The 26,741-nt window shown below is 41.3% G+C and carries 24 protein-coding genes and 3 pseudogenes; 24 read left to right on the top strand and 3 right to left on the bottom strand.

The features are described from left to right. Positions 1–106 precede the first annotated feature (106 nt). The 14 genes and pseudogenes from purM (at position 107) to purB (ending at position 11,388) form a co-directional block, all read left to right on the top strand. Positions 107–1,126: a phosphoribosylformylglycinamidine cyclo-ligase gene (purM, locus tag QM409_RS06665; RefSeq protein ID WP_414305379.1), complete on the top strand. Its 1,020-nt coding sequence runs from the start codon at positions 107–109 to the stop codon at positions 1,124–1,126. After that, on the top strand, positions 1,123–1,677 hold the full coding sequence (purN, locus tag QM409_RS06660; RefSeq protein WP_261074053.1) for a phosphoribosylglycinamide formyltransferase: 555 nt from the start codon (positions 1,123–1,125) through the stop codon (positions 1,675–1,677). Before purM ends, purN begins: the two co-directional genes overlap by 4 nt. Further along, entirely contained in the window at positions 1,674–2,048 is a 375-nt protein-coding gene (locus QM409_RS06655) for a hypothetical protein (protein ID WP_261074054.1), read from the top strand. Before purN ends, QM409_RS06655 begins: the two co-directional genes overlap by 4 nt. A gap of 43 nt (positions 2,049–2,091) precedes the next feature. Beyond that, positions 2,092–2,556: a GNAT family N-acetyltransferase gene (locus QM409_RS06650; protein WP_261074055.1), complete on the top strand. Its 465-nt coding sequence runs from the start codon at positions 2,092–2,094 to the stop codon at positions 2,554–2,556. A gap of 1 nt (position 2,557) precedes the next feature. Beyond that, a complete protein-coding gene (gene purH / locus QM409_RS06645) occupies positions 2,558–4,105 on the top strand; it encodes a bifunctional phosphoribosylaminoimidazolecarboxamide formyltransferase/IMP cyclohydrolase (protein WP_414305380.1) in 1,548 nt (515 codons plus the stop codon). Between the two features lie 120 nt (positions 4,106–4,225). Further along, positions 4,226–5,488 (top strand): phosphoribosylamine--glycine ligase, encoded by a 1,263-nt coding sequence (purD, locus tag QM409_RS06640; RefSeq protein WP_414305381.1) that lies wholly within the window; start codon positions 4,226–4,228, stop codon positions 5,486–5,488. 219 nt (positions 5,489–5,707) lie between these two features. After that, positions 5,708–6,196, top strand: a complete 489-nt coding sequence (purE, locus tag QM409_RS06635; protein ID WP_414305382.1) for a 5-(carboxyamino)imidazole ribonucleotide mutase — start codon at positions 5,708–5,710, stop codon at positions 6,194–6,196. Further along, positions 6,183–7,274, top strand: coding sequence for a 5-(carboxyamino)imidazole ribonucleotide synthase (gene purK, locus QM409_RS06630; RefSeq protein ID WP_414305383.1), 1,092 nt, complete (start codon positions 6,183–6,185; stop codon positions 7,272–7,274). Before purE ends, purK begins: the two co-directional genes overlap by 14 nt. Positions 7,275–7,280: 6 nt before the next feature. Continuing rightward, positions 7,281–8,030 carry a hypothetical protein gene (locus tag QM409_RS06625; protein WP_414305384.1) on the top strand — a complete coding sequence of 250 codons (750 nt, stop codon included), beginning with the start codon at positions 7,281–7,283 and terminating at the stop codon, positions 8,028–8,030. 62 nt (positions 8,031–8,092) lie between these two features. After that, positions 8,093–8,179: pseudogene (locus QM409_RS06620) on the top strand (phosphoribosylaminoimidazole carboxylase); the annotation flags it as partial. 45 nt (positions 8,180–8,224) lie between these two features. After that, positions 8,225–9,040, top strand: a complete 816-nt coding sequence (locus QM409_RS06615) for a phosphoribosyltransferase (protein ID WP_414305385.1) — start codon at positions 8,225–8,227, stop codon at positions 9,038–9,040. 15 nt (positions 9,041–9,055) lie between these two features. After that, positions 9,056–9,697, top strand: coding sequence for a hypothetical protein (locus QM409_RS06610; protein ID WP_414305386.1), 642 nt, complete (start codon positions 9,056–9,058; stop codon positions 9,695–9,697). Between the two features lie 94 nt (positions 9,698–9,791). Next, the gene (locus QM409_RS06605; RefSeq protein WP_049546417.1) at positions 9,792–10,019 is read left to right on the top strand and encodes a hypothetical protein; all 228 of its coding nucleotides are present in this window, start codon (positions 9,792–9,794) and stop codon (positions 10,017–10,019) included. A gap of 70 nt (positions 10,020–10,089) precedes the next feature. Next, positions 10,090–11,388 (top strand): adenylosuccinate lyase, encoded by a 1,299-nt coding sequence (gene purB, locus QM409_RS06600; protein WP_414305387.1) that lies wholly within the window; start codon positions 10,090–10,092, stop codon positions 11,386–11,388. Positions 11,389–11,442: 54 nt separating this feature from the next. Here purB and strH read toward each other — a convergent pair whose 3' ends face one another. Both strH and QM409_RS06590 read right to left on the bottom strand, forming a co-directional pair. Further along, positions 11,443–15,213: an LPXTG-anchored beta-N-acetylhexosaminidase StrH gene (strH, locus tag QM409_RS06595; protein WP_414305388.1), complete on the bottom strand. Its 3,771-nt coding sequence runs from the start codon at positions 15,211–15,213 to the stop codon at positions 11,443–11,445. A gap of 298 nt (positions 15,214–15,511) precedes the next feature. After that, positions 15,512–16,270 carry a GntR family transcriptional regulator gene (locus tag QM409_RS06590; protein ID WP_414305389.1) on the bottom strand — a complete coding sequence of 253 codons (759 nt, stop codon included), beginning with the start codon at positions 16,268–16,270 and terminating at the stop codon, positions 15,512–15,514. A 275-nt stretch (positions 16,271–16,545) separates the two neighbouring features. Between QM409_RS06590 and QM409_RS06585 the strand changes: the two genes are divergently transcribed. From QM409_RS06585 to QM409_RS06550, 8 genes and pseudogenes are all read left to right on the top strand, one after another. Beyond that, complete coding sequence (locus tag QM409_RS06585; RefSeq protein WP_414305390.1) at positions 16,546–18,333, top strand: glycoside hydrolase family 35 protein; 1,788 nt, start codon at positions 16,546–16,548, stop codon at positions 18,331–18,333. Further along, entirely contained in the window at positions 18,330–18,806 is a 477-nt protein-coding gene (locus QM409_RS06580; RefSeq protein ID WP_000156974.1) for a PTS sugar transporter subunit IIB, read from the top strand. Before QM409_RS06585 ends, QM409_RS06580 begins: the two co-directional genes overlap by 4 nt. A gap of 26 nt (positions 18,807–18,832) precedes the next feature. Then, complete coding sequence (locus QM409_RS06575) at positions 18,833–19,738, top strand: PTS mannose/fructose/sorbose/N-acetylgalactosamine transporter subunit IIC (RefSeq protein WP_414305391.1); 906 nt, start codon at positions 18,833–18,835, stop codon at positions 19,736–19,738. Continuing rightward, positions 19,725–20,546: a PTS system mannose/fructose/sorbose family transporter subunit IID gene (locus QM409_RS06570; RefSeq protein WP_033686120.1), complete on the top strand. Its 822-nt coding sequence runs from the start codon at positions 19,725–19,727 to the stop codon at positions 20,544–20,546. Before QM409_RS06575 ends, QM409_RS06570 begins: the two co-directional genes overlap by 14 nt. Before the next feature lie 3 nt (positions 20,547–20,549). Further along, entirely contained in the window at positions 20,550–20,954 is a 405-nt protein-coding gene (locus QM409_RS06565; RefSeq protein ID WP_079164010.1) for a PTS sugar transporter subunit IIA, read from the top strand. A 205-nt stretch (positions 20,955–21,159) separates the two neighbouring features. Continuing rightward, a complete protein-coding gene (locus QM409_RS06560) occupies positions 21,160–22,326 on the top strand; it encodes an SIS domain-containing protein (RefSeq protein ID WP_414305392.1) in 1,167 nt (388 codons plus the stop codon). A gap of 115 nt (positions 22,327–22,441) precedes the next feature. Then, positions 22,442–23,479 (top strand): aldose epimerase family protein, encoded by a 1,038-nt coding sequence (locus QM409_RS06555; RefSeq protein WP_414305393.1) that lies wholly within the window; start codon positions 22,442–22,444, stop codon positions 23,477–23,479. A 149-nt stretch (positions 23,480–23,628) separates the two neighbouring features. Next, a pseudogene (locus QM409_RS06550) lies at positions 23,629–23,832 on the top strand (hypothetical protein). Between the two features lie 86 nt (positions 23,833–23,918). On the opposite strand, the pseudogene QM409_RS06545 reads toward QM409_RS06550, so the two are convergent. Then, a pseudogene (locus tag QM409_RS06545) lies at positions 23,919–24,527 on the bottom strand (hypothetical protein). Between the two features lie 649 nt (positions 24,528–25,176). On the opposite strand from QM409_RS06545, the gene QM409_RS06540 reads away from it, so the two are divergent. Both QM409_RS06540 and QM409_RS06535 read left to right on the top strand, forming a co-directional pair. Next, on the top strand, positions 25,177–26,034 hold the full coding sequence (locus QM409_RS06540; protein ID WP_414305394.1) for a VOC family protein: 858 nt from the start codon (positions 25,177–25,179) through the stop codon (positions 26,032–26,034). Positions 26,035–26,129: 95 nt separating this feature from the next. Continuing rightward, the gene (locus QM409_RS06535; protein ID WP_261082347.1) at positions 26,130–26,687 is read left to right on the top strand and encodes a sugar O-acetyltransferase; all 558 of its coding nucleotides are present in this window, start codon (positions 26,130–26,132) and stop codon (positions 26,685–26,687) included. Positions 26,688–26,741: the final 54 nt, after the last annotated feature.

The raw sequence follows: 26,741 nt of genomic DNA, 5'->3' as shown, positions 1-26,741 counted from the left end.
CTTTGTCCTATAGGATCAAAGCTAGAGCCCTGACTAGTATTTTTAGATAAAATAATTGTTTATCTAAAAATACGTCGCAATCTTCTCAAAGAAAAGGAATAAATAAATGACAAAAAATGCTTATGCCCAATCGGGTGTGGATGTTGAATCGGGTTATGAAGTTGTTGAACGGATCAAAAAGCACGTGGCTCGTACAGAGCGTGCAGGTGTTATGGGAACCCTTGGTGGTTTCGGTGGCATGTTTGACCTTTCAAAAACAGGTGTCAAAGAGCCGGTTTTGATTTCAGGGACTGACGGTGTCGGAACCAAGCTCATGCTGGCTATCAAGTACGACAAGCACGATACTATCGGTCAAGACTGTGTGGCTATGTGTGTCAACGACATCATTGCTGCAGGTGCGGAGCCCCTCTATTTCCTTGACTACGTCGCTACTGGAAAGAATGAACCAGCTAAGCTAGAACAAGTGGTTGCTGGTGTAGCAGAAGGTTGTGTGCAGGCAGGTGCTGCCCTCATTGGTGGAGAAACGGCTGAAATGCCTGGTATGTATGGCGAAGATGATTACGACTTGGCCGGTTTTGCAGTCGGTGTGGCTGAAAAATCTCAAATCATAGACGGTTCAAAAGTAGCTGAAGGTGATGTGATTCTTGGACTTGCTTCAAGTGGTATTCACTCAAATGGTTACTCTCTCGTCCGTCGTGTCTTTGCCGACTATACAGGTGAAGAAGTCCTGCCAGAATTGGAAGGCAAGAAACTCAAGGAAGTTCTTCTTGAACCGACTCGTATCTATGTCCAGGCTGTCTTGCCACTCATCAAGGAAGAGTTGGTCAACGGTATTGCCCACATTACAGGTGGAGGCTTTATCGAGAATGTCCCTCGTATGTTTGCAGCTGACTTGGCTGCTGAGATTGAGGAAAGTAAGGTACCAGTTTTACCGATTTTCAAAGCCCTTGAAAAATACGGTAAAATCAAGCATGAAGAAATGTTTGAAATCTTCAATATGGGTGTGGGACTCATGTTGGCAGTTAGCCCTGAAAATGTAGGTCGTGTCAAAGAATTGCTGGATGAACCAGTCTATGAAATTGGTCGCATCGTCAAGAAAGAAAACGAAAGTGTCATCATCAAATGAAAAAAATAGCGGTTTTTGCCTCTGGTAATGGCTCAAATTTTCAGGTGATTGCCGAAGAATTTCCAGTGGAGTTTGTTTTTTCAGACCATCGTGACGCCTATGTGATCGAACGTGCAGATAATCTCGGCGTTCTGTCCTATGCTTTTGAACTCAAGGAGTTTGAGAGCAAGGCAGACTACGAAGCAGCCCTTGTCGAACTCTTGGAAGAACACCAGATTGACTTGGTTTGTTTAGCAGGCTACATGAAAATAGTTGGGCCAACCTTATTGGCAGCCTATGAAGGTCGAATTATCAACATTCATCCTGCCTACCTGCCCGAATTTCCAGGAGCTCATGGAATTGAGGATGCTTGGAATGCTGGCGTTGCTGAGAGCGGCGTGACCATTCACTGGGTGGATTCTGGTGTGGACACAGGCAAGGTTATCAAACAAGTGCGTGTGCCACGGTTAGCTGATGATACCATTGACAGTTTTGAAGAACGCATTCATGAGGCAGAGTATAAGTTGTATCCAGAGGTTCTGTATAGTTTGGGAGTAGGGAGGAAGAAATGAATATTGACCACTACTATATGGAGTTAAAGAATAAGTTATCTAACAGACCAACCCTACTGGATAATACTAATGATTTTCTTTTTGTTTTAGTAAATACAGTGAAAGCTATGATAGAAAATACTGATAAAAGTCAGCTTTCAGAGTTAGATAAAATTTTAGATAGTGTCACAAGTCAAGAATTAAAACTTGCCTATGATTTCTGTCAAGGGAGATTCGGTCAAGCGGGTTTTTCTTATCGTAGGCACCCGAATTATTTTTATTTGTCCAGTTTAATTGCGACTTTTCCAGAATTTGAGTTGTCTAAAGCAGACCGAGATTATCTCAAAGGAATCATAAATTTTGATAACTACCTTTTATATGAGTTGGATTAGTCTTTAATCACCTCAAAATCCTATTTATTCAAAAGGAGCAAAAATGATTGAGATAAAATTAGTAGATGAGAGCAGTTTTCAGGCAGTGCTGGATTTGAAAATATCTGAAGCTGATGAACGAGCACGTTTCGTGTCTCCAAATGTACGCTCTTTAGCTGACGCATGGCTCTACCGAGAGAATGGGGATGTGTTTCCAATGGCAATTTATTGGAATGAACTTGTGGTTGGCTTTCTCCTGCTGGAAATAGACAAGGATGAAGCGGAATACTTTATCTGGCGGATAATGATTGGTCAGCAGTACCAAGGAAGAGGTTATGGTCGAAAAGCCTTGGAAGTTCTAATCAAAGAGGCTCAGATGGATAGAGTCTGCAGTCATATTGTTGCAGATTATGTGGTTGGAAATGAAAAAATGAAGCACCTGCTGACTAGTCTTGGTTTTCAGGAAACAGGATTTATAGAAGAAAATAACGAAGTCGCTATGCGCTTGGACTTAAAGAAAGAGGAATAGAATGACGAAAAAAGCCTTAATCAGCGTCTCAGACAAAGCGGGCATTGTTGAATTTGCCCAAGAACTTAAAAAACTTGGTTGGGATATTATCTCGACAGGTGGGACAAAGGTTGCCCTTGACAATGCTGGGGTGGAGACCATTGCGATCGATGATGTGACGGGCTTCCCAGAGATGATGGATGGCCGTGTTAAGACCCTTCATCCAAATATCCACGGTGGGCTCCTCGCTCGTCGAGACTTGGATAGCCACCTGGAAGCGGCCAAAGACAATCAAATCGAGCTCATTGACCTTGTAGTGGTTAATCTCTATCCCTTTAAAGAAACGATTCTCAAACCAGATGTAACTTACGCTGATGCAGTTGAAAACATCGATATTGGTGGGCCATCTATGCTTCGCTCGGCAGCGAAGAATCATGCCAGCGTAACAGTTGTTGTAGACCCAGAGGATTATGCTGTGATTCTTGACGAATTGTCAGCAAACGGTGAAACAACTTACGAAACTCGACAACGTTTGGCAGCCAAGGTTTTCCGTCACACAGCAGCTTATGATGCCTTGATTGCAGAGTATTTCACATCTCAAGTCGGCGAGATCAAGCCTGAAAAGTTGACTTTGACTTATGACCTCAAACAAGCTATGCGTTATGGGGAAAATCCTCAACAGGATGCGGACTTCTACCAAAAAGCCTTGCCGACTGACTATTCTATTGCATCAGCGAAACAGCTCAACGGGAAAGAATTGTCATTTAACAATATCCGCGATGCGGATGCAGCTATTCGTATTATCCGTGACTTCAAAGACCGTCCAACCGTTGTGGCCCTCAAACACATGAACCCATGTGGAATCGGTCAAGCTGACGACATCGAAACTGCTTGGGACTATGCTTATGAGTCTGACCCAGTCTCAATTTTCGGTGGTATTGTCGTTCTCAACCGTGAGGTGGATGCTGCGACTGCTGAGAAGATGCACGGCGTTTTCCTTGAAATCATCATCGCACCAAGCTATACGGATGAAGCGCTAGCCATTTTGACCAACAAAAAGAAAAACTTGCGTATCCTTGCCTTGCCATTTGACGCTCAAGAGGCTAGCGAAGTGGAAGGAGAATACACAGGTGTGGTTGGTGGACTTCTTGTGCAAAACCAAGATGTGATCAAAGAAAGCCCAGCTGACTGGCAGGTGGTGACCAAGCGCCAACCAACTGAGACAGAAGCGACAGCACTTGAGTTTGCTTGGAAAGCCATCAAGTATGTGAAATCAAACGGGATCATCGTAACCAACGACCATATGACACTTGGTGTTGGTCCAGGTCAAACCAACCGTGTGGCCTCTGTCCGTATTGCCATCGACCAAGCTAAAGACCGTCTTGACGGCGCTGTGCTTGCTTCTGATGCCTTCTTCCCATTTGCGGATAACGTGGAAGAAATCGCCAAAGCAGGAATCAAGGCTATCATCCAGCCAGGTGGGTCCGTCCGTGACCAAGAGTCAATCGAAGCGGCTGATAAATACGGCTTAACCATGGTCTTCACAGGTGTGAGACATTTTAGACATTAAGAACGTAAAGGAAAGAAAACAGTTTCTTTCCTTTTTTGGCTTAAAATGCTAAGTGAAACAAGATTAAAACGAACGTTTGTGATATAATTTTAGTAAATAATTCGCAAAAGAGGTTGTAAGATGAAGCTGTTAGTTGTCGGATCGGGTGGTCGTGAACATGCCATTGCTAAGAAGTTGCTTGAGTCAAAAGACGTTGAAAAAGTCTTTGTGGCTCCGGGAAATGACGGGATGACTCTGGATGGTCTGGAATTGGTGGATATCTCTATTTCCGAACATTCTAAGTTGATTGACTTCGCAAAGACAAACGATATTGCTTGGACCTTTATCGGTCCAGATGACGCACTGGCCGCTGGAATCGTGGATGATTTTAATCAAGCTGGGCTCAAGGCTTTTGGTCCGACTAGGGTTGCAGCGGAGCTGGAGTGGTCCAAGGATTTTGCTAAGGAAATCATGGTCAAATACGACGTTCCGACAGCAGCCTACGGCACATTTTCAGATTTCGGGGAGGCTAAGGCTTATATCGAGGAGAAAGGCGCTCCAATTGTCGTCAAGGCAGACGGATTAGCTCTTGGGAAAGGTGTTGTCGTTGCGGAGACGGTTGAGCAAGCAGTTGAAGCTGCTCATGAGATGCTCTTGGACAATAAATTCGGTGATTCAGGTGCGCGTGTGGTTATCGAGGAATTCCTCGACGGAGAGGAGTTCTCTCTCTTTGCCTTTGTCAATGGGGACAAGTTCTACATCATGCCAACGGCTCAGGACCACAAACGTGCTTACGATGGTGACAAGGGTCCTAACACAGGCGGTATGGGAGCTTATGCGCCAGTTCCTCACTTACCACAGAGCGTGGTTGACACAGCGGTTGAGACTATTGTCAAGCCAGTCCTTGAAGGGATGATCAAAGAAGGACGTCCTTATCTGGGGATCCTTTATGCAGGGCTTATCCTAACAGCAGATGGTCCTAAAGTCATCGAGTTTAACGCACGCTTTGGAGATCCTGAAACTCAGATTATCCTACCTCGTTTGACATCTGACTTTGCGCAAAATATCACGGATATCCTCGATCGCAAGGAGCCAAACATTACGTGGAACGACAAGGGTGTAACACTGGGTGTGGTCGTCGCATCCGAGGGTTATCCGCTAGATTACGCAAAGGGTGTAGAGTTGCCAGCCAAGACCGAAGGTGACATCATCACCTACTATGCAGGGGCTAAGTTTGCGGAAAATAGCAGAGCACTGCTCTCAAACGGAGGCCGTGTCTATATGCTCGTCACCACAGCAGACACCGTCAAAGACGGCCAAAACATTATCTACAATGAACTCAACAAACAAAATACGGATGGCCTCTTTTATCGTACGGACATCGGTAGCAAGGCGAATAAATAAATTTTAAAAGCGACGAAGTCGCTAAATCCGATAATGGTCGTTTGATTTGCGAGCGTTAGCGAGCTAGTATAGGATAATCGTCGCAGTAGTGGAACTCCTAGTAGCTTTGCTACTAGGAGCGGAAAACTGGAGACTCAGGCTCCAGTTTTAGTAATGGAACGCCTTAGGCGGTCGCTTACGTCCGCACTACATTAGACGATTATTAAAAAAGGAGAATAAATGAAACCAGTAATTTCCATTATCATGGGCTCAAAATCTGACTGGGCAACCATGCAAAAAACAGCAGAAGTCCTAGACCGCTTCGGTGTAGCCTACGAAAATAAAGTTGTTTCCGCTCACCGTACGCCAGACCTCATGTTCAGACATGCCGAAGAAGCACGTAGTCGTGGTATCAAGGTCATCATCGCAGGTGCAGGTGGCGCAGCTCATTTGCCAGGTATGGTCGCAGCTAAAACAACCCTTCCAGTCATTGGTGTGCCCGTAAAATCGCGTGCCCTTAGTGGTGTGGACTCGCTCTACTCTATCGTCCAGATGCCAGGTGGAGTGCCTGTCGCAACTATGGCTATCGGTGAAGCAGGTGCGACCAACGCTGCCCTCTTTGCCCTTCGTATCCTATCAGTAGAGGATCAGTCTATCGCGACAGCATTGGCAGATTTCGCAAAGGAGCAAGGAAAAATCGCAGAGGAGTCTACCAATGAGCTCATCTAAAACAATCGGAATTATCGGTGGCGGCCAGCTGGGTCAAATGATGGCCATTTCTGCTATCTACATGGGCCACAAGGTTATCGCGCTGGATCCTGCTGCAGATTGCCCGGCCTCTCGCGTGGCGGAAATCATCGTGGCACCTTATAATGATGTGGAGGCCCTCCGTCAATTGTCGGAGCGTTGTGATGTCCTCACCTATGAGTTTGAAAATGTTGATGCTGACGGTTTGGATGCTGCTATCAAGGAGGGACAACTACCTCAAGGGACAGATCTCCTTCGCATTTCTCAAAATCGTATTTTTGAAAAGGACTTCCTCTCAAACAAGGCTCAAGTCACTGTAGCACCTTACAAGGTTGTGACTTCTAGCCAAGACTTAGCAGATATCGATTTATCGAAAAACTATGTCCTCAAGACTGCGACAGGTGGTTACGACGGCCATGGTCAAAAGGTTATTCGCTCAGAAGCAGACTTGGAAGAAGCCTACGCTCTAACTGACTCAGCGGACTGTGTTTTGGAAGAATTTGTCAACTTTGACCTTGAAATCTCTGTCATCGTGTCAGGAAATGGCAAGAATGTGACGGTTTTCCCAGTTCAGGAAAATATCCACCGCAATAACATCCTATCTAAGACCATTGTGCCAGCCCGCATTTCAGAAAGTTTAGCAGAAAAGGCTAAATCTATGGCTGTGCGAATCGCTGAACAGCTTAACTTGTCTGGAACTCTCTGCGTGGAAATGTTTGCGACAGCTGATGATATTATCGTCAATGAGATTGCCCCGCGTCCACACAATTCAGGACACTACTCAATCGAAGCCTGTGACTTCTCCCAGTTTGATACCCATATTCTAGGAGTTCTGGGAACACCATTGCCAGCCATTAAACTGCATGCGCCTGCTGTTATGCTCAATGTCCTCGGCCAACACGTCGAGGCTGCTGACAAATATGTCACAGAAAATCCAAGCGCCCACCTCCACATGTATGGTAAAATAGAAGCAAAGCACAACCGCAAGATGGGACATGTGACTTTGTTTAGCGATGTGCCAGATGAGGTTGAGGAGTTTGGGAAAGGGATTGAATTTTAGGAAAATATGAAAAAATATTTAAAAAACAACATAAAACAGCTGATATTTTTATTGTTACTAGTGATGGCATCTGGTCCCTTTTTCTCAGCTGTTATAGGAATTTTTTCCAATTATTTGAATTCTGGATTGGGTGATTGGTTGAGCTTTTATGGAAGTGTCGCTGGAATTGTAATCTCATTGATTGTTGTCCATTTACAATTATCACTCGAAGAAGAAAAGGAATTACGTAAGTATCGACCAGAGTTGGTTTTAAGCAATGATTATCAGCTTATCAAGCCAAACTGTAGAGTATATTTTGATGATAAATATTGGTTTCATCTACGAAAATCAGAAAATAACAAACAATATGTAGCAGCTAATAGTTTTGAAGAATCTTATTCTAATGAGGATAAAAGAGATAAAATTTTATCTCTTGAAATTGTTAACAATCAACCGATATTTAATGTTCGAATCTTATTTGGAGAAAGTTTAGACGGTGAGCTGATACCAAAGTTAAATGCGGAGCAAAGATTATATGTAATTTCGAAAGCACATCAAAAAGAGATACATCAACATATCTTAGGTAACAAGCCTAATTTTAATCACGTCCCAGAGACGATTACTTTATTCTTTACAACGCTTTCTGGAGAAGTGTGTAAGTATATTTATAATGTTGATGGCAAAGGATATTGTAGCATTAATCGGAAGTATTTTGGGGTAGACTATCCTGAAGCTACTAAAAATATTCATATTTGTGACTATATTGTTAGTAAATAGGAGGTATTAAGTAAATTTAGTTTTTTATAGATTAATTCATTTTTTATATTTTCGCCGAAAAGGATAGAATCGTAGCAATTTATGATTTACCGCTGGATACTGATTTGAATACACTGGATCACTATCCATCTGTATGGATTGGGAAATAGGAGTTTGAATATCTTAATAGGTAATATTTAGGAGTATATTTTATAATGACAATTGATTTAAGAGGAGAGGTTAGATTAGCGGATGAGGCCTTGGCTTTAGATTGGTATAAAGATAATGGCTACACTAATATAGGAGAAGCTATATGCGCTATAAAATATGGATACATAAAAAATAATTCCCTTACCTATAGTCATGTTCAACACGAAATCAATTATTTGGTGGAACAGTTAAGAATTTATGTTGAAAATTGTGATATTATTCTTCCTGTACCTAGTTTTAATCCATTTCATAAAGATAATCCAGATGGGAACTTAAAGATTATGTACATGATAGCTGAGCGTCTAAGTGAGGTTAGTGGGAAAAAAGTTGATTTTTCTGTACTCGGAAAGCGAACATCAAAACAAGCTAAAGATTCTCAAATCAGTGCTGATGATTATGTATCGAAAAATTTACCTAGTAATATAAAAAGTGTATTATTAATTGATGATTTATTTGGTGAAGGTAATACGGCAAATTACACTGTTTCGGCGTTAAGACGGGAAAATCCAAATATTTTTATTAGATTTATTAGTCTTACAAAAAATAAATATGGAGGCATTCCTAAAAAATATGAATGTAGAATTTCAAAATATAGTAAATTGTCTGTTAACAATGGAAGTGAGTTCATAGATTTATATTTTTATAGAGATGACAAACCTGAACACGTCAAGATTTGGCAAGAGCACTATTTGTTCGGAGAGGTTAAGCAAGCATTTGAACAAAATGATTTTAAAAGAGTTTTTTATTTATCTGTGTATCGAAATTCTAATGGATATTGGACTGTGAGTAAGAATGTTGATGAAGAGAGTGATGAAGAATAACTTGAGGTGTTTCATATGAGAAAAATATTCATAAGTGGGAGTATTTCAAGCAAAGAAATTCCCCAAGAAGTTATTAAGTCAGTTGATGATAGTCGTAAAAGAAATTATACAATCTTGATAGGTGATGCTAAAGGGATTGATAAAAATATACAGGATATGCTTAAGGCAGATAATTATAAAAATGTAGAGGTTTATCATGTAGGTCCTAGTCCTAGAAACCTTTCAGATCTAGAATGGATTGATAGGCGTATTCCTGTAGACACTGAAAATGAAAAATTTTTTAAAAACGGGAAATATACTAGAGAAGCTCAAATGATAAAGGATAAAGCTATGTCTAATGATGCTGATTTTGGTTTAGTAATTTGGAAAGACACCAGTAAAAATCGGTTTGGGAATATTTCGGTAAGTAAAGGTTCATTAAATAATATTTATAATTTACTTGTCCAAAATAAATATGTTGGACTCTTCTATATTCCTAAGCCAGAAAAAGGAATAATGAAGTTTAAGAATATAGCAGAATTTGAAGAACAGGTTATTGAAAAGCTTGTTCAGAAAGAAACAAAGGATTATTACTATAAAATGAAAAAAAATGCTAATAAATCAAATAATAAATATTCTGAACATGGTAATAATGAGCAGCTTTCCTTATTCGGCTAAAGTTACTTTTTAGAAAAAATAAATTAGAAGAAAAGAAAGGAGCAAGGGGCCTAGTATTCACCAAGACTGAATACTATGGACTTGATTAATTCCTATGATTCAAATCATCGTCAACGCATTTGTTGAAAAAGATAAGACTGGAGCAGCCGTCGAAGTCGTGTATGCTAGTAGCAATCACGAAAAAGTGAAAGCTAAGTATGAAGAGCTGCTTGCTCAATACCCTGAAAATTATTTAGCAATTTATGACTTGCCACTGGATACAGACCTGAATTCATTGGAACATTACCCGTCTGTATGGATTGGGAAAGAAGAATTTGAATAATTTGGCTAATCAATGTTCTATGCTTTGTTTGCACATTGTGAAGTAGAAAAAGAAAGGAAAAATTAACAACATGATCGACCGTTACTCTCGCCCTGAGATGGCGAATATTTGGAGTGAAGAAAATAAATACCGTGCTTGGCTTGAGGTGGAAATCTTGGCTGACGAGGCATGGGCTGAGTTGGGGGAAATCCCTAAGGAAGATGTAGCTTTGATTCGTGAAAAAGCGGACTTTGACATCGACCGTATTTTGGAGATTGAGCAGGAGACGCGTCACGATGTGGTGGCTTTCACGCGTGCAGTTTCTGAGACGCTTGGTGAAGAGCGTAAGTGGGTCCACTATGGTTTGACTTCTACCGACGTGGTGGATACGGCCTACGGTTATCTTTACAAGCAGGCCAACGACATCATCCGTCGTGACCTTGAAAACTTCACTAACATCATCGCTGAAAAGGCTAAGGAGCACAAGTTCACCATCATGATGGGTCGTACCCACGGGGTGCACGCTGAACCTACAACTTTTGGTCTTAAATTGGCGACTTGGTACAGCGAAATGAAGCGCAATATCGAGCGTTTCGAGCATGCGGCTGCTGGTGTGGAAGCTGGTAAGATTTCTGGTGCGGTTGGAAACTTTGCCAATATCCCGCCATTCGTTGAGCAATACGTCTGCGACAAATTGGGTATCCGTGCTCAAGAAATCTCTACACAGGTCCTTCCTCGTGACCTTCACGCTGAGTACTTTGCGGTTCTTGCTAGCATCGCGACTTCAATCGAGCGTATGGCGACGGAGATCCGTGGTCTTCAAAAATCAGAACAACGCGAAGTGGAAGAGTTCTTTGCCAAAGGTCAAAAAGGTTCATCAGCAATGCCTCACAAACGCAACCCTATCGGTTCTGAGAACATGACGGGTCTTGCGCGTGTTATTCGTGGTCACATGATTACGGCCTATGAGAATGTTGCTCTCTGGCACGAACGTGATATCTCTCACTCATCAGCTGAGCGCATCATCACACCAGATACGACCATTTTGATCGACTACATGCTTAACCGTTTCGGAAATATCGTCAAGAACTTGACAGTCTTCCCAGAAAATATGATTCGCAACATGAACTCTACGTTTGGTCTCATCTTTAGCCAGCGTGCCATGTTGACCTTGATTGAGAAAGGCATGACCCGTGAGCAAGCCTATGATCTGGTACAACCAAAAACAGCCTACTCTTGGGACAATCAAGTAGACTTTAAACCACTTTTAGAAGCAGATCCAGAGGTGACATCACGCCTCACACAAGAAGAAATCGACGAAATTTTCAATCCTCTTTACTACACTAAACGAGTGGATGATATCTTTGAACGTCTTGGACTTGGTGACTAATTATAAAATAAACAGCGAGCTTCAATCTCGCTGTTTATTTTTTATCGAAAAGACTTAGTCTTCTTTTCTTTTAGTGAGTCCGTAGGCTGCTAGTGTAGCCATGAGTCCTGCGACTACTAGTCCTGCAGAATCGTGACTTCCTGTTTCAGGGAGTTGTTGTTCCTCTGCTTTTGCTCTAGTTGGTTGGTTTGGAATTTCTAGTTTTGATTTTTCTTCAGCAATAGCGGCTTGTCCTTGTTCATTGCCTACATGTGTCACCAGAGTTCCGACTTCGACTACTTGTGTAACAGCTTCCTGCGCTACGACACTATTTACAAGTGTTTTCACTTCCTTGCCATCAACAGTGCTCACAGAGTAGAAGTTTGTACGGCGACCGTTGACACCTTTAGTAATGACTTGTGTTTTTCCTTTGAGTAAGAGTGGATTTTCACGAGTAACAGTGGTAAATGGAATTTCTTCTTCTTGGATATCCAGTTTAGGTTTTACTTCAGTAGTTGGTGCAAGACCATTTTCATCCCCCTTGTGAGTTACAGGAGCACCAACTTCGACAACTTGGTTAACAGCTTCTTTGGTTACCTGGCTATCAAGGACTGTTTCTGTTGTTTTTCCATTTTCAGTAAGGACAGAGATGTAATGAGTTCGTTCACCTTTGACTCCTGCTGTAATAATGTTTTCCTGACCAGCTGGGAGGTTAGGATTTGCTTTCTTGATAACTTCAAATGGGATTTCTTTAGTTCTTGTGATGAGTTCTGGTCTGGTTTCAACATTGGCAGCTACTTCATTTTCATCCAGGCTTCCTGAGTGAGTTGCAGCTGGTTTGAGACCTAAGCGAGCAGCTTTTAGTTTGGCTACAAGTGTGTCAACCTCAGCTTGTTTATTACGGTTGAGGTTGTAATTTAGAGCAGTTTTAGCTGCACTTAGGGCCTCCAAGCTTTCCTTGCTGTATCCTTCTAAGTTTTCAGGAATTTGTGCGATTTCTTCGCGGAGAGCATTATAATTAGCTCGGAAGTAATCTTTGTTGTAGTCTGCAAAGGCAGTCATGAGTTCAAAGATTTCTTCTTCCTTGTACTCTGCACTTGGCTTGTCTGCCCAGATAGCAAGCATACTGCCAACTGTTGGAAGGTCTACTTCGGGATACTTAGTAGAAGCAAGTTGATTGAATGGAACTTTACCAGAATTTTCAACAGCTTTTGATAGTGGATAAGCTTCGTCTGGTTTATGATTGCCTAAAACATAGTACCAGTCTCCGTTGGTGTTGAGGAGTTTGTATCCTTTACTTGCAAGGTACTGAGGAGTTGCAAGGTTGTAACCCCACCATCCTTTAGACCAGTAAGAGATGATGACATCCTTATCAAACTCAACATCATCCTTGTCTTCATAGTAGAAGCCATCGTTGAAGGCCATTGGTTGAAGACCTCTCTCTTTGGCCATAGCAGCGAGGGTGTTGGCATATTCGGCAAATTTGCCATAGAGTTGATACCATTTGAGGTAGTACCAGCCTTGGGCACTAGTCGCATCGTTAGCGTATTCGTCAGTACCAAAGTTGAAAATTTTTGTTTTACCTGCAAAGAAGTCCATGTATTTACCGATGAGGGCTTTTACAAAGTTCATCGCTTCTTCGTTTCTCAAGTCCATAGTTGTTTTGGAGACCTTGTCAAAGTGGGCTTGAGGATTTTTAATACCCAATTTTTCCATGGCAACCAGCATAGCATCCATGTGACCTGGACTGTTAATAGCTGGGATGAGACCGATGCCCTTAGATTTAGCGTATTCAATTAGTTCTGTCACTTCTGCCTGTGTAAGTGCAGTACCGTTTGGATCATCGTAGTAAGCTTTTGTTCCTTGGATGATGGCATTTTTGACATCATCACTTGCATAGGTTTTTCCGTTAGCAGTGATGGTCATATCATCGAGTAAGAATCGAAGTCCGTCATTCCCTAGAAGGAGATGAACATCAGAATATCCAAGCTCACTGGCCTTATCTACGATGCGTTTAAGCTGATCAAGAGTAAAGTATTTGCGTCCAGCATCGATGGAGATCACCTTGTTTTTAGCAAGTTTTTCAACCTCACGTTTAGCATCTTCTTCTTTTTGAGCTTCTGGTGTGAAGGTCAAATTGCTTACTGCTTCTTGAAGTTTTGCAATTGCTTGGTCAATCGTGTCTTGTTGGGCACGGCTGAGATTACTATCAAGCGAACGGATAGCTTTTGCCGCTTCATTAACTGATGCAACACTTTCTGCAGTATAACGATTAAGGTCTTTTGGTACCTCGTTAAGTGCTTGCTCTGCAGACTCATAATCAGCTGCGAAGTATTCAGCATTAGAATTTGCGAATTGACGCATGAGTTTGAAGAGGCGTGACGGTGAATAACGTGCAGATGGAGTGTCAGCCCAAGCAGCTACCATACCACCTATGAATGGAATAGTTGCTCCGTCGGATTTTGGTACCGAAGTGATCGGAGTATTCTTGATACCGTTTAAGCCTTGATCAAGGTTGTACCAACCTTGGCCATCTGCATTTCGCCCAAGAACATAGTACCAAGCATCGTTAGTGTTTAGGATTTGGTGACCTTTTTCTACTAGAAGTTTGGAAGAAGCGATGTCGTAACCTCCCCAACCACCAGTCCACATTGAAACGATGATATCTTTGTCAAAAGTTCCGAAGCTAGTATCACTATTATAGTAGATACCATCATTGAAGGCCATTGGTTTGAGATCGTGCGATTTGATGATTTGAGCAAGATCATTAGCGTAAGTGATGAATTTACTATATTTTCCTTTTGTTTGAAGGACAGTCCAACCTTTAGCGTTTGTTGCGTCATTGGCATATTCATCAAGTCCGATGTTGAAGATTTCAGTCTTTTTCGCGAAATAAGCAGCATACTTGTCGATAAGGGCTTTTGTAAAAGCGACCGCTTGTTCGTTGTCAAGATCTACGGTACGAGCTGATTCCTTCCCAAAATAGTTAAAGTTAGGGTTTTGGATTCCCAATTCTTTCATGGCATTGAGAATAGCATCCATGTGACCAGGACTATTTACTGTTGGAATGAGACCGATACCTTTATCTTTGGCATAGTTAATCAGATCTGTCATTTGACTTTCTGTTAAGTGATTGCCGTTTGGATCGTTGTAATAATCATTTGTACCTTTTTCAATGGCATGTTTGACATCGTCACTCGCATAGGTCTTGCCGTTAGCTGTGATGTTCATATCGTCCAACATGAAGCGGAGCCCATCATTTCCAACTAATAGGTGCAAATCAGTGTAGCCATAATGTTTCGCTTTATCGATGATTTCCTTGAGCTGTTCTGGTGAGAAATATTTACGTCCAGCATCAATAGAAACAATTTTCTTTTTCGCTAGCTTTTCATTAGTTTGAGTGGCACGTTCAGTAGTCGGTGCGAGTACAGCAGGAATAGCAGGCTCGTTTTTCTTTTCAGTATTGGCACTCTCTGCGCTTTTTTTCATTTGAGTTGTGCTCTCTACTTCCGTATTAGGGGTTGGACTGGCATGTTCTGTTACTACCGGTGCTACCGCATTGTCTGTTTTTGGAACAACTGTGTTAACAGTATCTTTTTCAGTTTTAACTTCCTCTTTTATAGTTTTATCAGCTTGTTTTACAAGTTTTTCTTCTTTATCTTGAATTGGTGCTTCTGATGCTTGTGGGCTATCCGGCACAGCTTGCAAAGTTTCAGTAGTTTTTGGTGCTGGTGTGAGTCCATCTGCAGATACGACTTGCGCACTGAAGGTAAATCCTATCAGTACAGAAGCTGTTCCGACTGCATACTTGCGGATCGAGAAACGCTGTTTCTTGTCTAGTTTCATGATAAAACCTCCTTGATACAACTATTTTGATAACGTTTACATAAAACCAATTTAATTTTATTATCTATATAGTAAAAAGTCAAGTAAATTTATATAATAACTATAATAAACGGAGGAAATCATAAGATTTTGGAAATAACAACTTATATAAGGAGGTAAAATCAAGGAAAAATCAGTGATTTTTAACTTATTTTTAGTACAAGTGCTACAAATAAATATATTTAATAATAGCGTTTTCATATTCGCCTTTTCGTGCTATAATATATAGAAAAAGCCTGAGCAAGGCTCAAGCTTTTTCTTAGTGACCACGGTTACATGAAATGAATTTGATTTTGTAGTAATCTGCTCTCTTATACGTTTCGCTGTATGCGAGAACTTGACCAGTAGACTCTAGTTTAGTAGTCTTGGTTTGTAAAACGGTTGGGAATTGTTCATCGACTCCGAGGACCGAAGCCGCATGTTCTGGAGTTGGAAATGCTATTTCATTGATTTCTTCAAAATGTTCATCATTCATGTGAATGTGGTAATCCAATTTGAAACGGTTATAGATAGAGCTATAATATTCAAGATTTGGATAATTTGCGTTGACGTATTGTTCTGGGATGTAAGATGTATGGTAGATGTACACAACACCACCTGTTTCGCGTACGCGTTCAATCTTGTAGTAGAACTGATCTCCGCGTAGTCCAAGTTTTTCTAAGTAGCCTAGTTTGTTTCCACGCTCAATAGAAAGGACGGTAACTTTATCATCTTTAGTTTCAAAAACTTCTACATCTGAAAACTCTACGAGTTTGTGTTTACGTGCGCGTGAAACGAATGTACCCTTTCCTTGTTGGCGGACAATATAGCCATCCTTGGCAAGGTCGTTTAAGGCGCGGACAACTGTGATAGAACTCACATCATACATTGCAATCAATTCAGCTTCAGTGTAGAATTTATCTCCACTGGCAAATTGACCAGAAATGATTTTGTTCTTTAACTCATCTTTAATATATTGATACTTTGGAATTGCCATATTTTCACCTCGATTTTCCTTCTCAGTTAAAGATTTTACCATAAAACTGGAAAGAATAGTAGCCTTTTGAATAAAAAAATTAGAATAATAGGCTATAAGGTTAATTTACATAGAAATTAATAGAATTTCTTACATCTTTATACATGTCAATTAAGATGATATTATTTCTTGAGATAGTAAGGTTTTATAAGTTTTTTTGTAAAAATTAGTAAAAATGAAAAAAATCGTGAAAACCTATTGACAAATGTAAGATATTGAGTTATATTTACTATATCAACAAATGAAAGCGTAAACTTTAGTTGTCAGAAGGTAAGAATATGACACGATTTGAGATACGGGATGATTTTTATCTCGATGGAAAATCATTTAAGATTTTATCTGGCGCCATTCATTATTTTAGAATTCCAGCAGAGGATTGGTATCATTCGCTCTACAACTTAAAAGCGCTTGGCTTTAATACAGTCGAGACTTATGTTGCATGGAATTTACACGAACCTGTTGAAGGGGAGTTTAATTTTGAAGGTGATCTGGATTTAGAGAAATTTCTCCAAATAGCGCAGGATTTGGGTCTCTACGCAATTGTGCGTCCGTCTCCCTTTATCTGTGCGGAATGGGAATTCGGTGGTTTACCAGCTTGGCTCTTGACCAAGAACATGCGAATTCGCTCATCCGACCCAGCGTATATCGAGGCAGTTGGTCGCTACTATGATCAATTATTGCCAAGACTGGTGCCGCGTTTGTTGGACAATGGCGGAAATATTCTCATGATGCAAGTCGAGAACGAATACGGTTCTTATGGAGAAGATAAGGCTTACCTGAGAGCGATTCGAAAATTGATGGAAGAACGAGGGATTGATTGCCCACTCTTTACTTCAGATGGCCCATGGAGAGCTACTTTGAAAGCTGGAACCTTAATCGAAGATGACCTCTTTGTAACAGGCAACTTTGGTTCTAAGGCACCTTACAACTTTTCACAGATGCAAGAATTCTTTGATGAGCATGGTAAGAAATGGCCACTCATGTGTATGGAGTTCTGGGATGGCTGGTTCAATCGTTGGAAAGAACCGATTATCACACGGGATCCAAAAGAATTGGCAGAAGCTGTTCGAGAGGTATTGGAGCAAGGCTCTATCAACCTTTACATGTTCCACGGTGGTACAAACTTTGGCTTCATGAATGGTTGCTCGGCTCGAGGAACTCTGGATTTGCCACAAGTTACATCTTATGATTACGATGCCCTTCTGGATGAAGAAGGAAATCCAACTGCCAAATATTTGGCAGTCAAGAAGATGATGGCAACACATTTCCCAGAGTATCCGCAGTTGGAACCACTCTATAAGGAAAGCATGAAGGTGGACGCTATTCCACTTGCTGAAAAAGTTTCCTTATTTGAAACCTTAGATAGTCTTTCTAGTCCAACAGAAAGTCTCTATCCAAAAGCGATGGAGGAATTAGGTCAATGTTATGGCTATCTTCTCTATCGTACTGAGGCAAGTTGGGATGCAGAAGAAGAACGCCTTCGCATCATCGATGGACGTGACCGTGCTCAACTCTTTGTAGATGGTAAACGAATTGCAACTCAATATCAGACGGAGATTGGGGAAGATATCTATTGTCAAGGTAATCGAAAAGGTTCCTCACAACTTGACATCTTGATTGAAAATATGGGGCGTGTCAACTATGGACACAAGTTCTTAGCGGATACGCAACGTAAGGGAATTCGGACAGGGGTTTGCAAGGATTTACACTTCTTACTTAATTGGAAACAATATCCACTACCACTGGATAATCCTGAGAAAATTGATTTTTCAAAAGGATGGACAGAAGGACAACCAGCCTTTTACGCTTATGACTTTACAGTCCAAGAGCCAAAAGATACCTACCTAGACTTATCTGAGTTTGGTAAGGGAGTTGCCTTTGTCAATGGGCGTCACCTAGGACGTTTTTGGAACGTCGGCCCAACACTCTCACTTTATATCCCTCATTGTTATCTCAAGGAAGGTGCTAATCGTATCATTATCTTTGAAACAGAGGGTGAATATAAAGAAGAGATTCATTTAACTCGTAAACCTACACTAAAACACATAAAGGGGGAAAACTTATGACAATTGTAGGATGCCGTATCGATGGACGTTTGATCCACGGACAAGTAGCCAATCTTTGGGCTGGAAAACTAAATGTTTCACGTATTATGGTTGTGGATGACGAAGTTGTCAACAACGATGTTGAAAAGAGTGGTTTGAAACTAGCGACACCACCAGGTGTGAAATTGAGTATTTTGCCAATTGAGAAAGCGGCAGCCAATATTCTTGCTGGTAAATACGATAGCCAACGTCTCTTTATCGTGGCTCGTAAGCCAGACCGCTTCCTTGGTTTGGTCGAAGCAGGTGTACCACTTGAAACCCTTAATGTTGGGAATATGTCTCAAACACCAGAAACTCGTTCTATCACACGTTCTATCAACGTAGTAGACAAGGATGTGGAAGACTTCCACAAACTAGCAGAAAAAGGTGTTAAACTTACTGCTCAAATGGTTCCAAATGATCCAGTTTCAGACTTTTTGAGCTTATTAAAATAGGAAAAAATTTTTAGGAGGTCATTGTTATGATACAATGGTGGCAAATTTTACTTCTCACTTTGTACTCAGCTTATCAAATCTGTGATGAGTTGACGATCGTTTCATCTGCAGGTTCCCCTGTATTTGCTGGTTTCATTACTGGTTTAATCATGGGAGATTTGACAACTGGTTTGTTTATCGGTGGTAGCTTGCAATTGTTCGTTCTTGGGGTTGGTACCTTCGGTGGTGCTTCTCGTATCGACGCAACTTCTGGTGCGGTTCTTGCAACAGCATTCTCAATCTCTCAAGGTATTGATACAGACCTTGCGATTACAACAATCGCTGTGCCAGTAGCAGCTCTCTTGACTTATTTCGACGTTCTTGGACGTATGACAACTACTTTCTTTGCACACCGTATTGATGCTGCAATCGAACGCTATGACTACAAAGGAATCGAACGCAACTACTTGCTTGGTGCGATTCCATGGGCTCTATCTCGTGCCCTTCCAGTCTTCTTCGCGCTTGCCTTTGGTGGTGCCTTTGTACAACACGTAGTAGACCTAGTTAAAGAATATCAATGGCTTGCAGATGGTTTGACACTCGCAGGACGTATGCTTCCAGGTCTTGGATTTGCAATCTTGCTTCGTTACCTTCCAGTTAAACGTAACCTTCACTACCTTGCAATGGGATTTGGTTTGACAGCTATGTTGACTGTTCTTTACTCATATGTAACAGGTCTTGGTGGCGCTGTTGCAGGTGTTATCGGTACTCTACCTAAAGATGTTGCTGAAAAAATTGCTTTTGTGAATAACTTCAAAGGTTTGTCTATGATTGGTATTTCTATCGTAGGTATCTTCCTTGCAGTTCTTCACTTCAAAAATAGCCAAAAAGTAGCTGTAGCAGCACCTTCTACACCATCAGAAAGTGGGGAAATCGAAGATGACGAATTCTAATTACAAACTTACAAAAGAAGATTTTAATCAAATCAACAAACGTAGCTTGTTTACTTTCCAATTAGGTTGGAACTACGAACGTATGCAAGCTTCTGGTTACCTTTACATGATCTTGCCTCAATTGCGTAAAATGTATGGGGATGGAACTCCTGAATTGAAAGAAATGATGAAAGTTCATACTCAATTCTTCAATACTTCACCATTCTTCCACACAATTATCGCTGGTTTTGACCTTGCCATGGAAGAAAAAGATGGTGTAGGTTCAAAAGATGCCGTTAACGGTATCAAGACAGGTTTGATGGGACCATTCGCTCCTCTTGGAGATACAATCTTTGGTTCACTTGTACCTGCTATCATGGGTTCTATCGCAGCAACTATGGCTATCGCTGGTCAACCATGGGGAATCTTCCTTTGGATCGCAGTTGCAGTTGCTTATGACATCTTCCGTTGGAAACAGTTGGAATTTGCTTACAAAGAAGGGGTTAACCTTATCAATAACATGCAAAGTACTTTGACAGCTTTGATTGACGCTGCATCTGTACTTGGTGTCTTCATGATGGGTGCTCTTGTAGCAACAATGATTAACTTTGAAGTTTCTTATAAATTGCCAATCGGTGAAAAAATGATTGACTTCCAAGATATCTTGAACTCAATCTTCCCACGCTTGCTTCCAGCAATCTTTACTGCCTTTATCTTCTGGTTGCTTGGTAAGAAAGGTATGAACTCTACAAAAGCAATTGGTATCATCATTGCTCTTGCAGTAGGTCTTTCATTCATCGGTAAATTCTTGCTTGGAATGGGCGCATAATCTATGGCTAAATCATTAATTTTGGTGAGCCATGGTCGCTTCTGTGAAGAACTTAAAGGTAGCACAGAAATGATTATGGGTCCACAAGACAATATTTATACAGTAGCTCTTCTTCCAGAAGATGGCCCAGAAGACTTTACTGCTAAATTTGAAGCTGCTATTGAAGGATTGGATGATTTCCTAGTCTTTGCGGACCTTCTCGGTGGTACACCATGTAACGTGGTAAGCCGTTTGATCATGGAAGGTCGCGACATTGAACTCTACGCAGGGATGAATCTTCCAATGGTGATTGAATTTATCAATGCGAGCCTTACAGGCGCAGATGCGGACTACAAGAGCCGTGCTGCAGAAAGCATTGTGAAAGTCAATGACCTGTTAGCGGGCTTTGATGATGACGAAGATGAATAATACTCTTTGAAAATCAAATTCAAACCACGTCAACGTCGCCTTGCCGTACTCAAGTACAGCCTGCGGCTAGTTTCCTAGTTTGCTCTTTGATTTTCATCGAGTATAAGATGTGACAACGTGAAAATCGTTAGAGCATTTTATATAGAATATACATGGGAATGGGGCTTACTCCCATTCCCATATTTAATAGAAAAAGAGGAAATCAATGCTACATTATACAAAAGAAGACTTGCTCGAATTGGGTGCAGAAATCACTACACGTGAAATCTACCAACAACCTGATGTATGGAAAGAAGCTTTTGAATCTTATCAAGCAAAACGTGAAGAAATTGCAGCCTTCCTACAAGGGATTGCGGATAAACATGACTATATTAAGGTTATCTTGACAGGTGCTGGAACCTCTGCTTATGTGGGAGATACCTTGGTACCTTACTTTAAGGAGGTCTATGACGAACGCAAATGGAATTTCAATGCCATTGCGACAACAGATATCGTTGCCAATCCAGAAACTTATTTGAAAAAAGATGTGGCGACTGTCCTTGTATCTTTTGCTCGTAGTGGAAATTCTCCTGAAAGTGTGGCAACTGTTGATTTGGCCAAAGCCTTGGTGGATCAGCTTTACCAAGTGACGATTACTTGTGCAGCGGACGGGAAATTGGCTCTTCAAGCTCACGGAGATGACCGTAATCTCTTGCTCTTGCAACCTGCTGCTTCTAATGACGCTGGCTTTGCCATGACTTCTAGCTTTACGTCTATGATGTTAACAGCTCTCTTGGTCTTTGATCCTACAGAATTTGCTGTTAAGTCTGAACGTTTTGAAGTTGTGTCTAGCCTTGCCCGTAAAATTCTAGACAATGCAGCAGATGTTAAAGAGCTTGTTGACCTTGACTTTAACCGTGTTATCTATCTGGGTGCTGGTCCTTTCTTTGGACTTGCTCATGAAGCTCAGCTCAAGATTTTGGAACTAACAGCTGGTCAGGTTGCGACCATGTATGAAAGCCCAGTCGGCTTCCGTCACGGTCCAAAATCTCTTATCAACGAAGATACAGTTGTTTTGGTCTTTGGTACAACAACAGACTACACTCGCAAGTACGACTTGGACTTGGTTCGTGAAGTTGCTGGTGACCAGATTGCTCGTCGTGTCGTTCTTTTGAGTGATCAGGCCTTTGGTCTTGAAAATGTCAAAGAAGTGGCCCTTGGCTGTGGCGGTGTCTTGAATGATATTTACCGTGTCTTCCCTTACATCGTTTATGCCCAACTCTTTGCCCTATTGACTTCACTCAAGGTAGAAAATAAACCAGATACACCGTCTCCTACTGGTACAGTAAACCGTGTGGTGCAAGGTGTTATCATCCATGAATATCAAAAGTAAGGAAATGTTTATGAATTCTTGACAAGAGGATTTGTAAATCATCAGATAAACCATAGATTGTCAAGGCGCTTTCTATGGTTTGTTTGCTTGAGAGAAATAGTAAAAGGAGAAGAGAATGAAAGCATACACAGAGCGTGTATTTGGAAATGTTGAGGGACAAGATGTCTTGGCTTATCGTTTTGAGACGGACGGTGGTTACCAACTTGAGGTTATGACTTATGGTGCGACCATCTTGCGCTATGTCACACCTGACAAGGATGGAAATTTTGCGAACGTTATCTTGGGATTTGATGATTTTGATAGCTATGTAGGCAATAGTCCCAAGCATGGGGCTAGTGTAGGTCCTGTGGCAGGTCGTATTGCAGGTGCGACCTTTGAACTCAATGACCAGACTTATAATCTTGAAGTCAACAATGCTAGCAACTGCAACCACAGTGGTTCAACAGGTTGGGATTCTAGCTTGTTTGAACTAGTTGAAGTGAGCGACCATGGCTTGACCCTCTACACAGAGCGTACAGATGGGACAGGAGGGTTCCCTGGCAATCTCAAGATTTGGATTAGCTACAACTTGGAAGAAACTGGTGCCTACGAAATCAGCTACAAGGTGACGACAGATCAGGATACGCTGGTCAATCCAACCAACCACAGCTATTTCAACTTGTCTGGTGATTTCACGCAGACAATTGACCGCCATGTCTTCCAGCTAAATACTGAGGGCATTTACCCAATCGCTTCCGACGGTGTTCCTGCTAAAACTTCAGATGCTAATCGTGATGTGGTTAAACACATCTATAATGGAGCTTTGTTGAAGGATATCTTTGCAGAGGAAGATGAGCAAATCCAGCTGGTATCCGGTTTGGATCATCCATTTGCTCTTCCTGCCGGTCATGACAATGCTGGTTTCCTTTATGACCAAAACTCAGGTCGCTTCCTGCTCTTCAAGACAGAGGCTCCTTGCTTTGTGGTCTACACAGCAAACTTTGTGGATGAGAGTGTCATCATAGGAGGTCAGCCAATGGTACAGCACAATGGGATTGCCCTTGAGGCGCAAGCTTTACCAGATGCCATTCACAGTGACCTCAAAGACCAAGTTATTCTCAAAGCCGGTCAAACCTTTACAAGCAAGACACGTTATGAGCTTGTTGTGAAATAAAAAAAGCTGGGCAAAAAATCTTTAAAATTAAAATAACGCATATTGTCAGTACAGCACGAAAATTCCACGAGGTCAACTATAGTCAGAAAGCTGAACAACAAGCCAAAACGCCAAAAAAAGGCGGCAAAAAGCAAGCACCTGCAAGCAACGTGCCGAAATGGTCAAATCCTGATTATGTCAACGAATTAGACCCAACAATCGTTGATATGCTAGTAGAATTTCACAAGTCACAAGGCATTTTGGAAACTCCCGAGGCGTAAGCAGAAATCGCCCAAAAACGTGAAGAAATCGAGCAAAGGAGAGCTAAGCTTGAGGCTAAAAAACAAGAACTTTTGAACCGCTTGAACAAATAGAGTTTCGCAAGTATTATGCTTACAAATTACTTGAGCAATTAACTAAAACATAAACTCTGCCTATATATAAAGGCAGAGTTTATATTTTAGAAATTCACGTAGGTTGTTTCGGTTTTTACATACCCAGTATAGTCTGAGTTTCTATAGTATTCAGTGATAAACTTCCATTTTCTTTGAGCAACATGGATATAAGTACTTGTTATGTAGTATGGATATGGGCTTTGTGAATCCAAGTAAGACTGATAAGCTTGTATACCAAAATATGCTCGACCAATTATGCCACCCCATGGGGCACCCAATATAGAACCTATAAGGCCAAACATCGCGGTTATTCCAGAATCAATCATGAAGTGAGCGAATGTGTTGGCTTCTTTATTCCCATGTATTGTGTTGACGTAATTCCAAACATTAGGATCGTATGATCTAAAAGATATATTTAGGTCGATTTCATTCTTTTGCTAAGCCATATAAAATGACCCATTGATATAGACGCCATCAGCACGTCGTTCAATAGTGTCTACACTTCCATTTGGATTGACCACCTCAAGAACTTCATCACTTAAAATATTTACTTGCGTATCTCCGAACCGCACTGATGAGCCATTCTCAAACTGAACCTCACCAAATACAACTTTAGAGTTTGCCGATAAGCTATCATCAGCAAAAACAACAAGCGACGGGGAAATGCTAGACATACAGAAAACAGACATAACTAGCAAACACATGCATTTAAACATCTTAGACATAACGGAAACTCCTTTGTATTTTTGATTTTTTTCAACTTTTATTATACAATAAAACCAAATAAAAAGAAAGCGGTAACAATATGCTTAATGTGAAAATTTTTTATATATTTTTATTTTTGATCGTTGTCGAAACTACAGGCTTGTTGTTGTTGAAAAACGGTCTTGAAAGAGGTTATTTAGATACAGGAGCTATCATCCTTGCAGTTTTTTCATTTGCTTTCTACAACCTATGTTCATTCGGTTGGGTCTACTTTACAATAAAAAACCATAAAAAATAAATAGGACAAATTGGAGGCTAACACCTCCGATTTTTTTGTATGCAGACCCTGAATTTTCGTTTTTTCATGCAAAAATAGCGCATTTTCGGTGCTGAGACAACGATTCTGAGAGCTTTTCAGACTTTTTTGCGACCTGTCCCTATCATTAGAAAAGCTTAGAGCACCAAAGGAAAAGTTTGATAATATGCGTTTTATTATGGAAAGATTTACGTTATCTTATCCTGAAATGGCTTTGTTTTTGAGTTGTCTGACTTGACTTTCTTGATGGAAGTTATATAATAGTTGTAATAATTAAAGTTACAATAAAAGAGGGAATATTTATGACCTATGAATACAAGAGCCACATTTATTTGGCAGAGGCAGTTTTAAATGTAAAGGATTTGGCAAGTCAAACAGCCTTTTATCAGCAAGTTATTGGTTTAGAAATCTTATCTCAAACTGAGACAGAGGTCATTCTGGGACTTGGAGGAAAAGCCTTGGTACACTTGATTCAAGCACAAGAGAGCGATGAAGTAAGGGAACATTATGGTCTTTACCATCTGGCTATTCTTTTGCCGACACGCAAGGCTTTGGCAGATGTCTTAAAACACCTGACAGATTTACAGATTTCTCTTGTCGGCGGTGCAGACTACGGTTACAGTGAGGCCCTTTATTTGGAGGATTTGGAGGGAAATGGCATTGAACTCTATCGAGATAAGCCGGTTTCCACATGGGATATTCGAGAAGATGGACGCATTATCGGAGTGACGGAGGCCCTTGCGGCAAAGGATATCTATGAGTTGGGGGAAAGAATAGAGCCCTTTACTTTAGCAGAGGGTACGAGAATGGGGCATATCCATTTGTCCGTCAAGGATAGTCTAAAGTCTAGCCGGTTTTATCAAAAGGTGTTAGGGTTAGAGGATAAATTCAGTGTACCTAGCGCTAGTTGGATTGCGGCTGGAGATTACCATCATCATTTGGCAGTCAACGAATGGGGAGGAAAAGGCCTGGCTCCGCGTAAGCAAGGCTTGCCAGGTTTGGCCTACTATGTCATTGAGGTCGCTAGTAAAGAAGAACTGTTAACGATTGCGCAACGAACACAAGAAGTTGACGCACCAATCAAGTGGCTGACATCGAGCCAGTTGGAAATCACAGACCCAGATGGAATTGTGACTCGTATCCGTTTAGACAGGATATGATGACAATCAGAGTATCAATTGTAGGAAGTGCTCCTTATTCTAGTCAGATATGTAGAAAATTTGATATGATAGTAGAGAACAAGGAGAAGAAAACAATGACCAGTGAATATCAGAAAATGATAGCGGGAGAGGTTTACCGTCCATCGGATCCAGAATTGCGAGACTTGGCTCAGGCTTCTCGCCAAAAACAGTCTGCCTTTAACAAGGAAGAAGATCCCTTGAAGGGAGTCGAAATCATCAAGGCTTGGTTTGGGTCAACCGGACAAAATCTTTATGTCAATCCACGCCTGGTGGTCGATTATGGAGTCAATATCCATCTAGGGGAAAATTTTTATTCTAATTGGAACTTGACCATGCTGGATGTTTGTCCGATTCGCATCGGGGACAATGCTATGATTGGTCCCAACTGTCAGTTTTTGACTCCCCTCCATCCACTGGACCCGCAGGAACGTAATTCAGGTGTGGAATACGGGAAGCCCATTACCATCGGTGACAATTTCTGGGCTGGAGGAGGCGTCATTGTCCTTCCTGGAGTGACATTGGGTAATAATGTTGTTGCTGGAGCAGGGGCTGTAATCACTAAGTCCTTTGGCGACAACGTTGTCCTAGCTGGTAATCCTGCGCGCGTGATTAAGGAGATACCTGTGAAATAAAGAGATTGGTAAAAAAGTTTTTAAGATAAGAAAAGCGCATCATATCAGGTGTTT

The organism is Streptococcus mitis (assembly GCF_047465045.1).
Lineage (GTDB): Bacteria > Bacillota > Bacilli > Lactobacillales > Streptococcaceae > Streptococcus > Streptococcus mitis_DT.
Note: the sequence above shows the minus strand (reverse complement) of the source record. Positions and strands in the feature narration are given on the sequence as shown.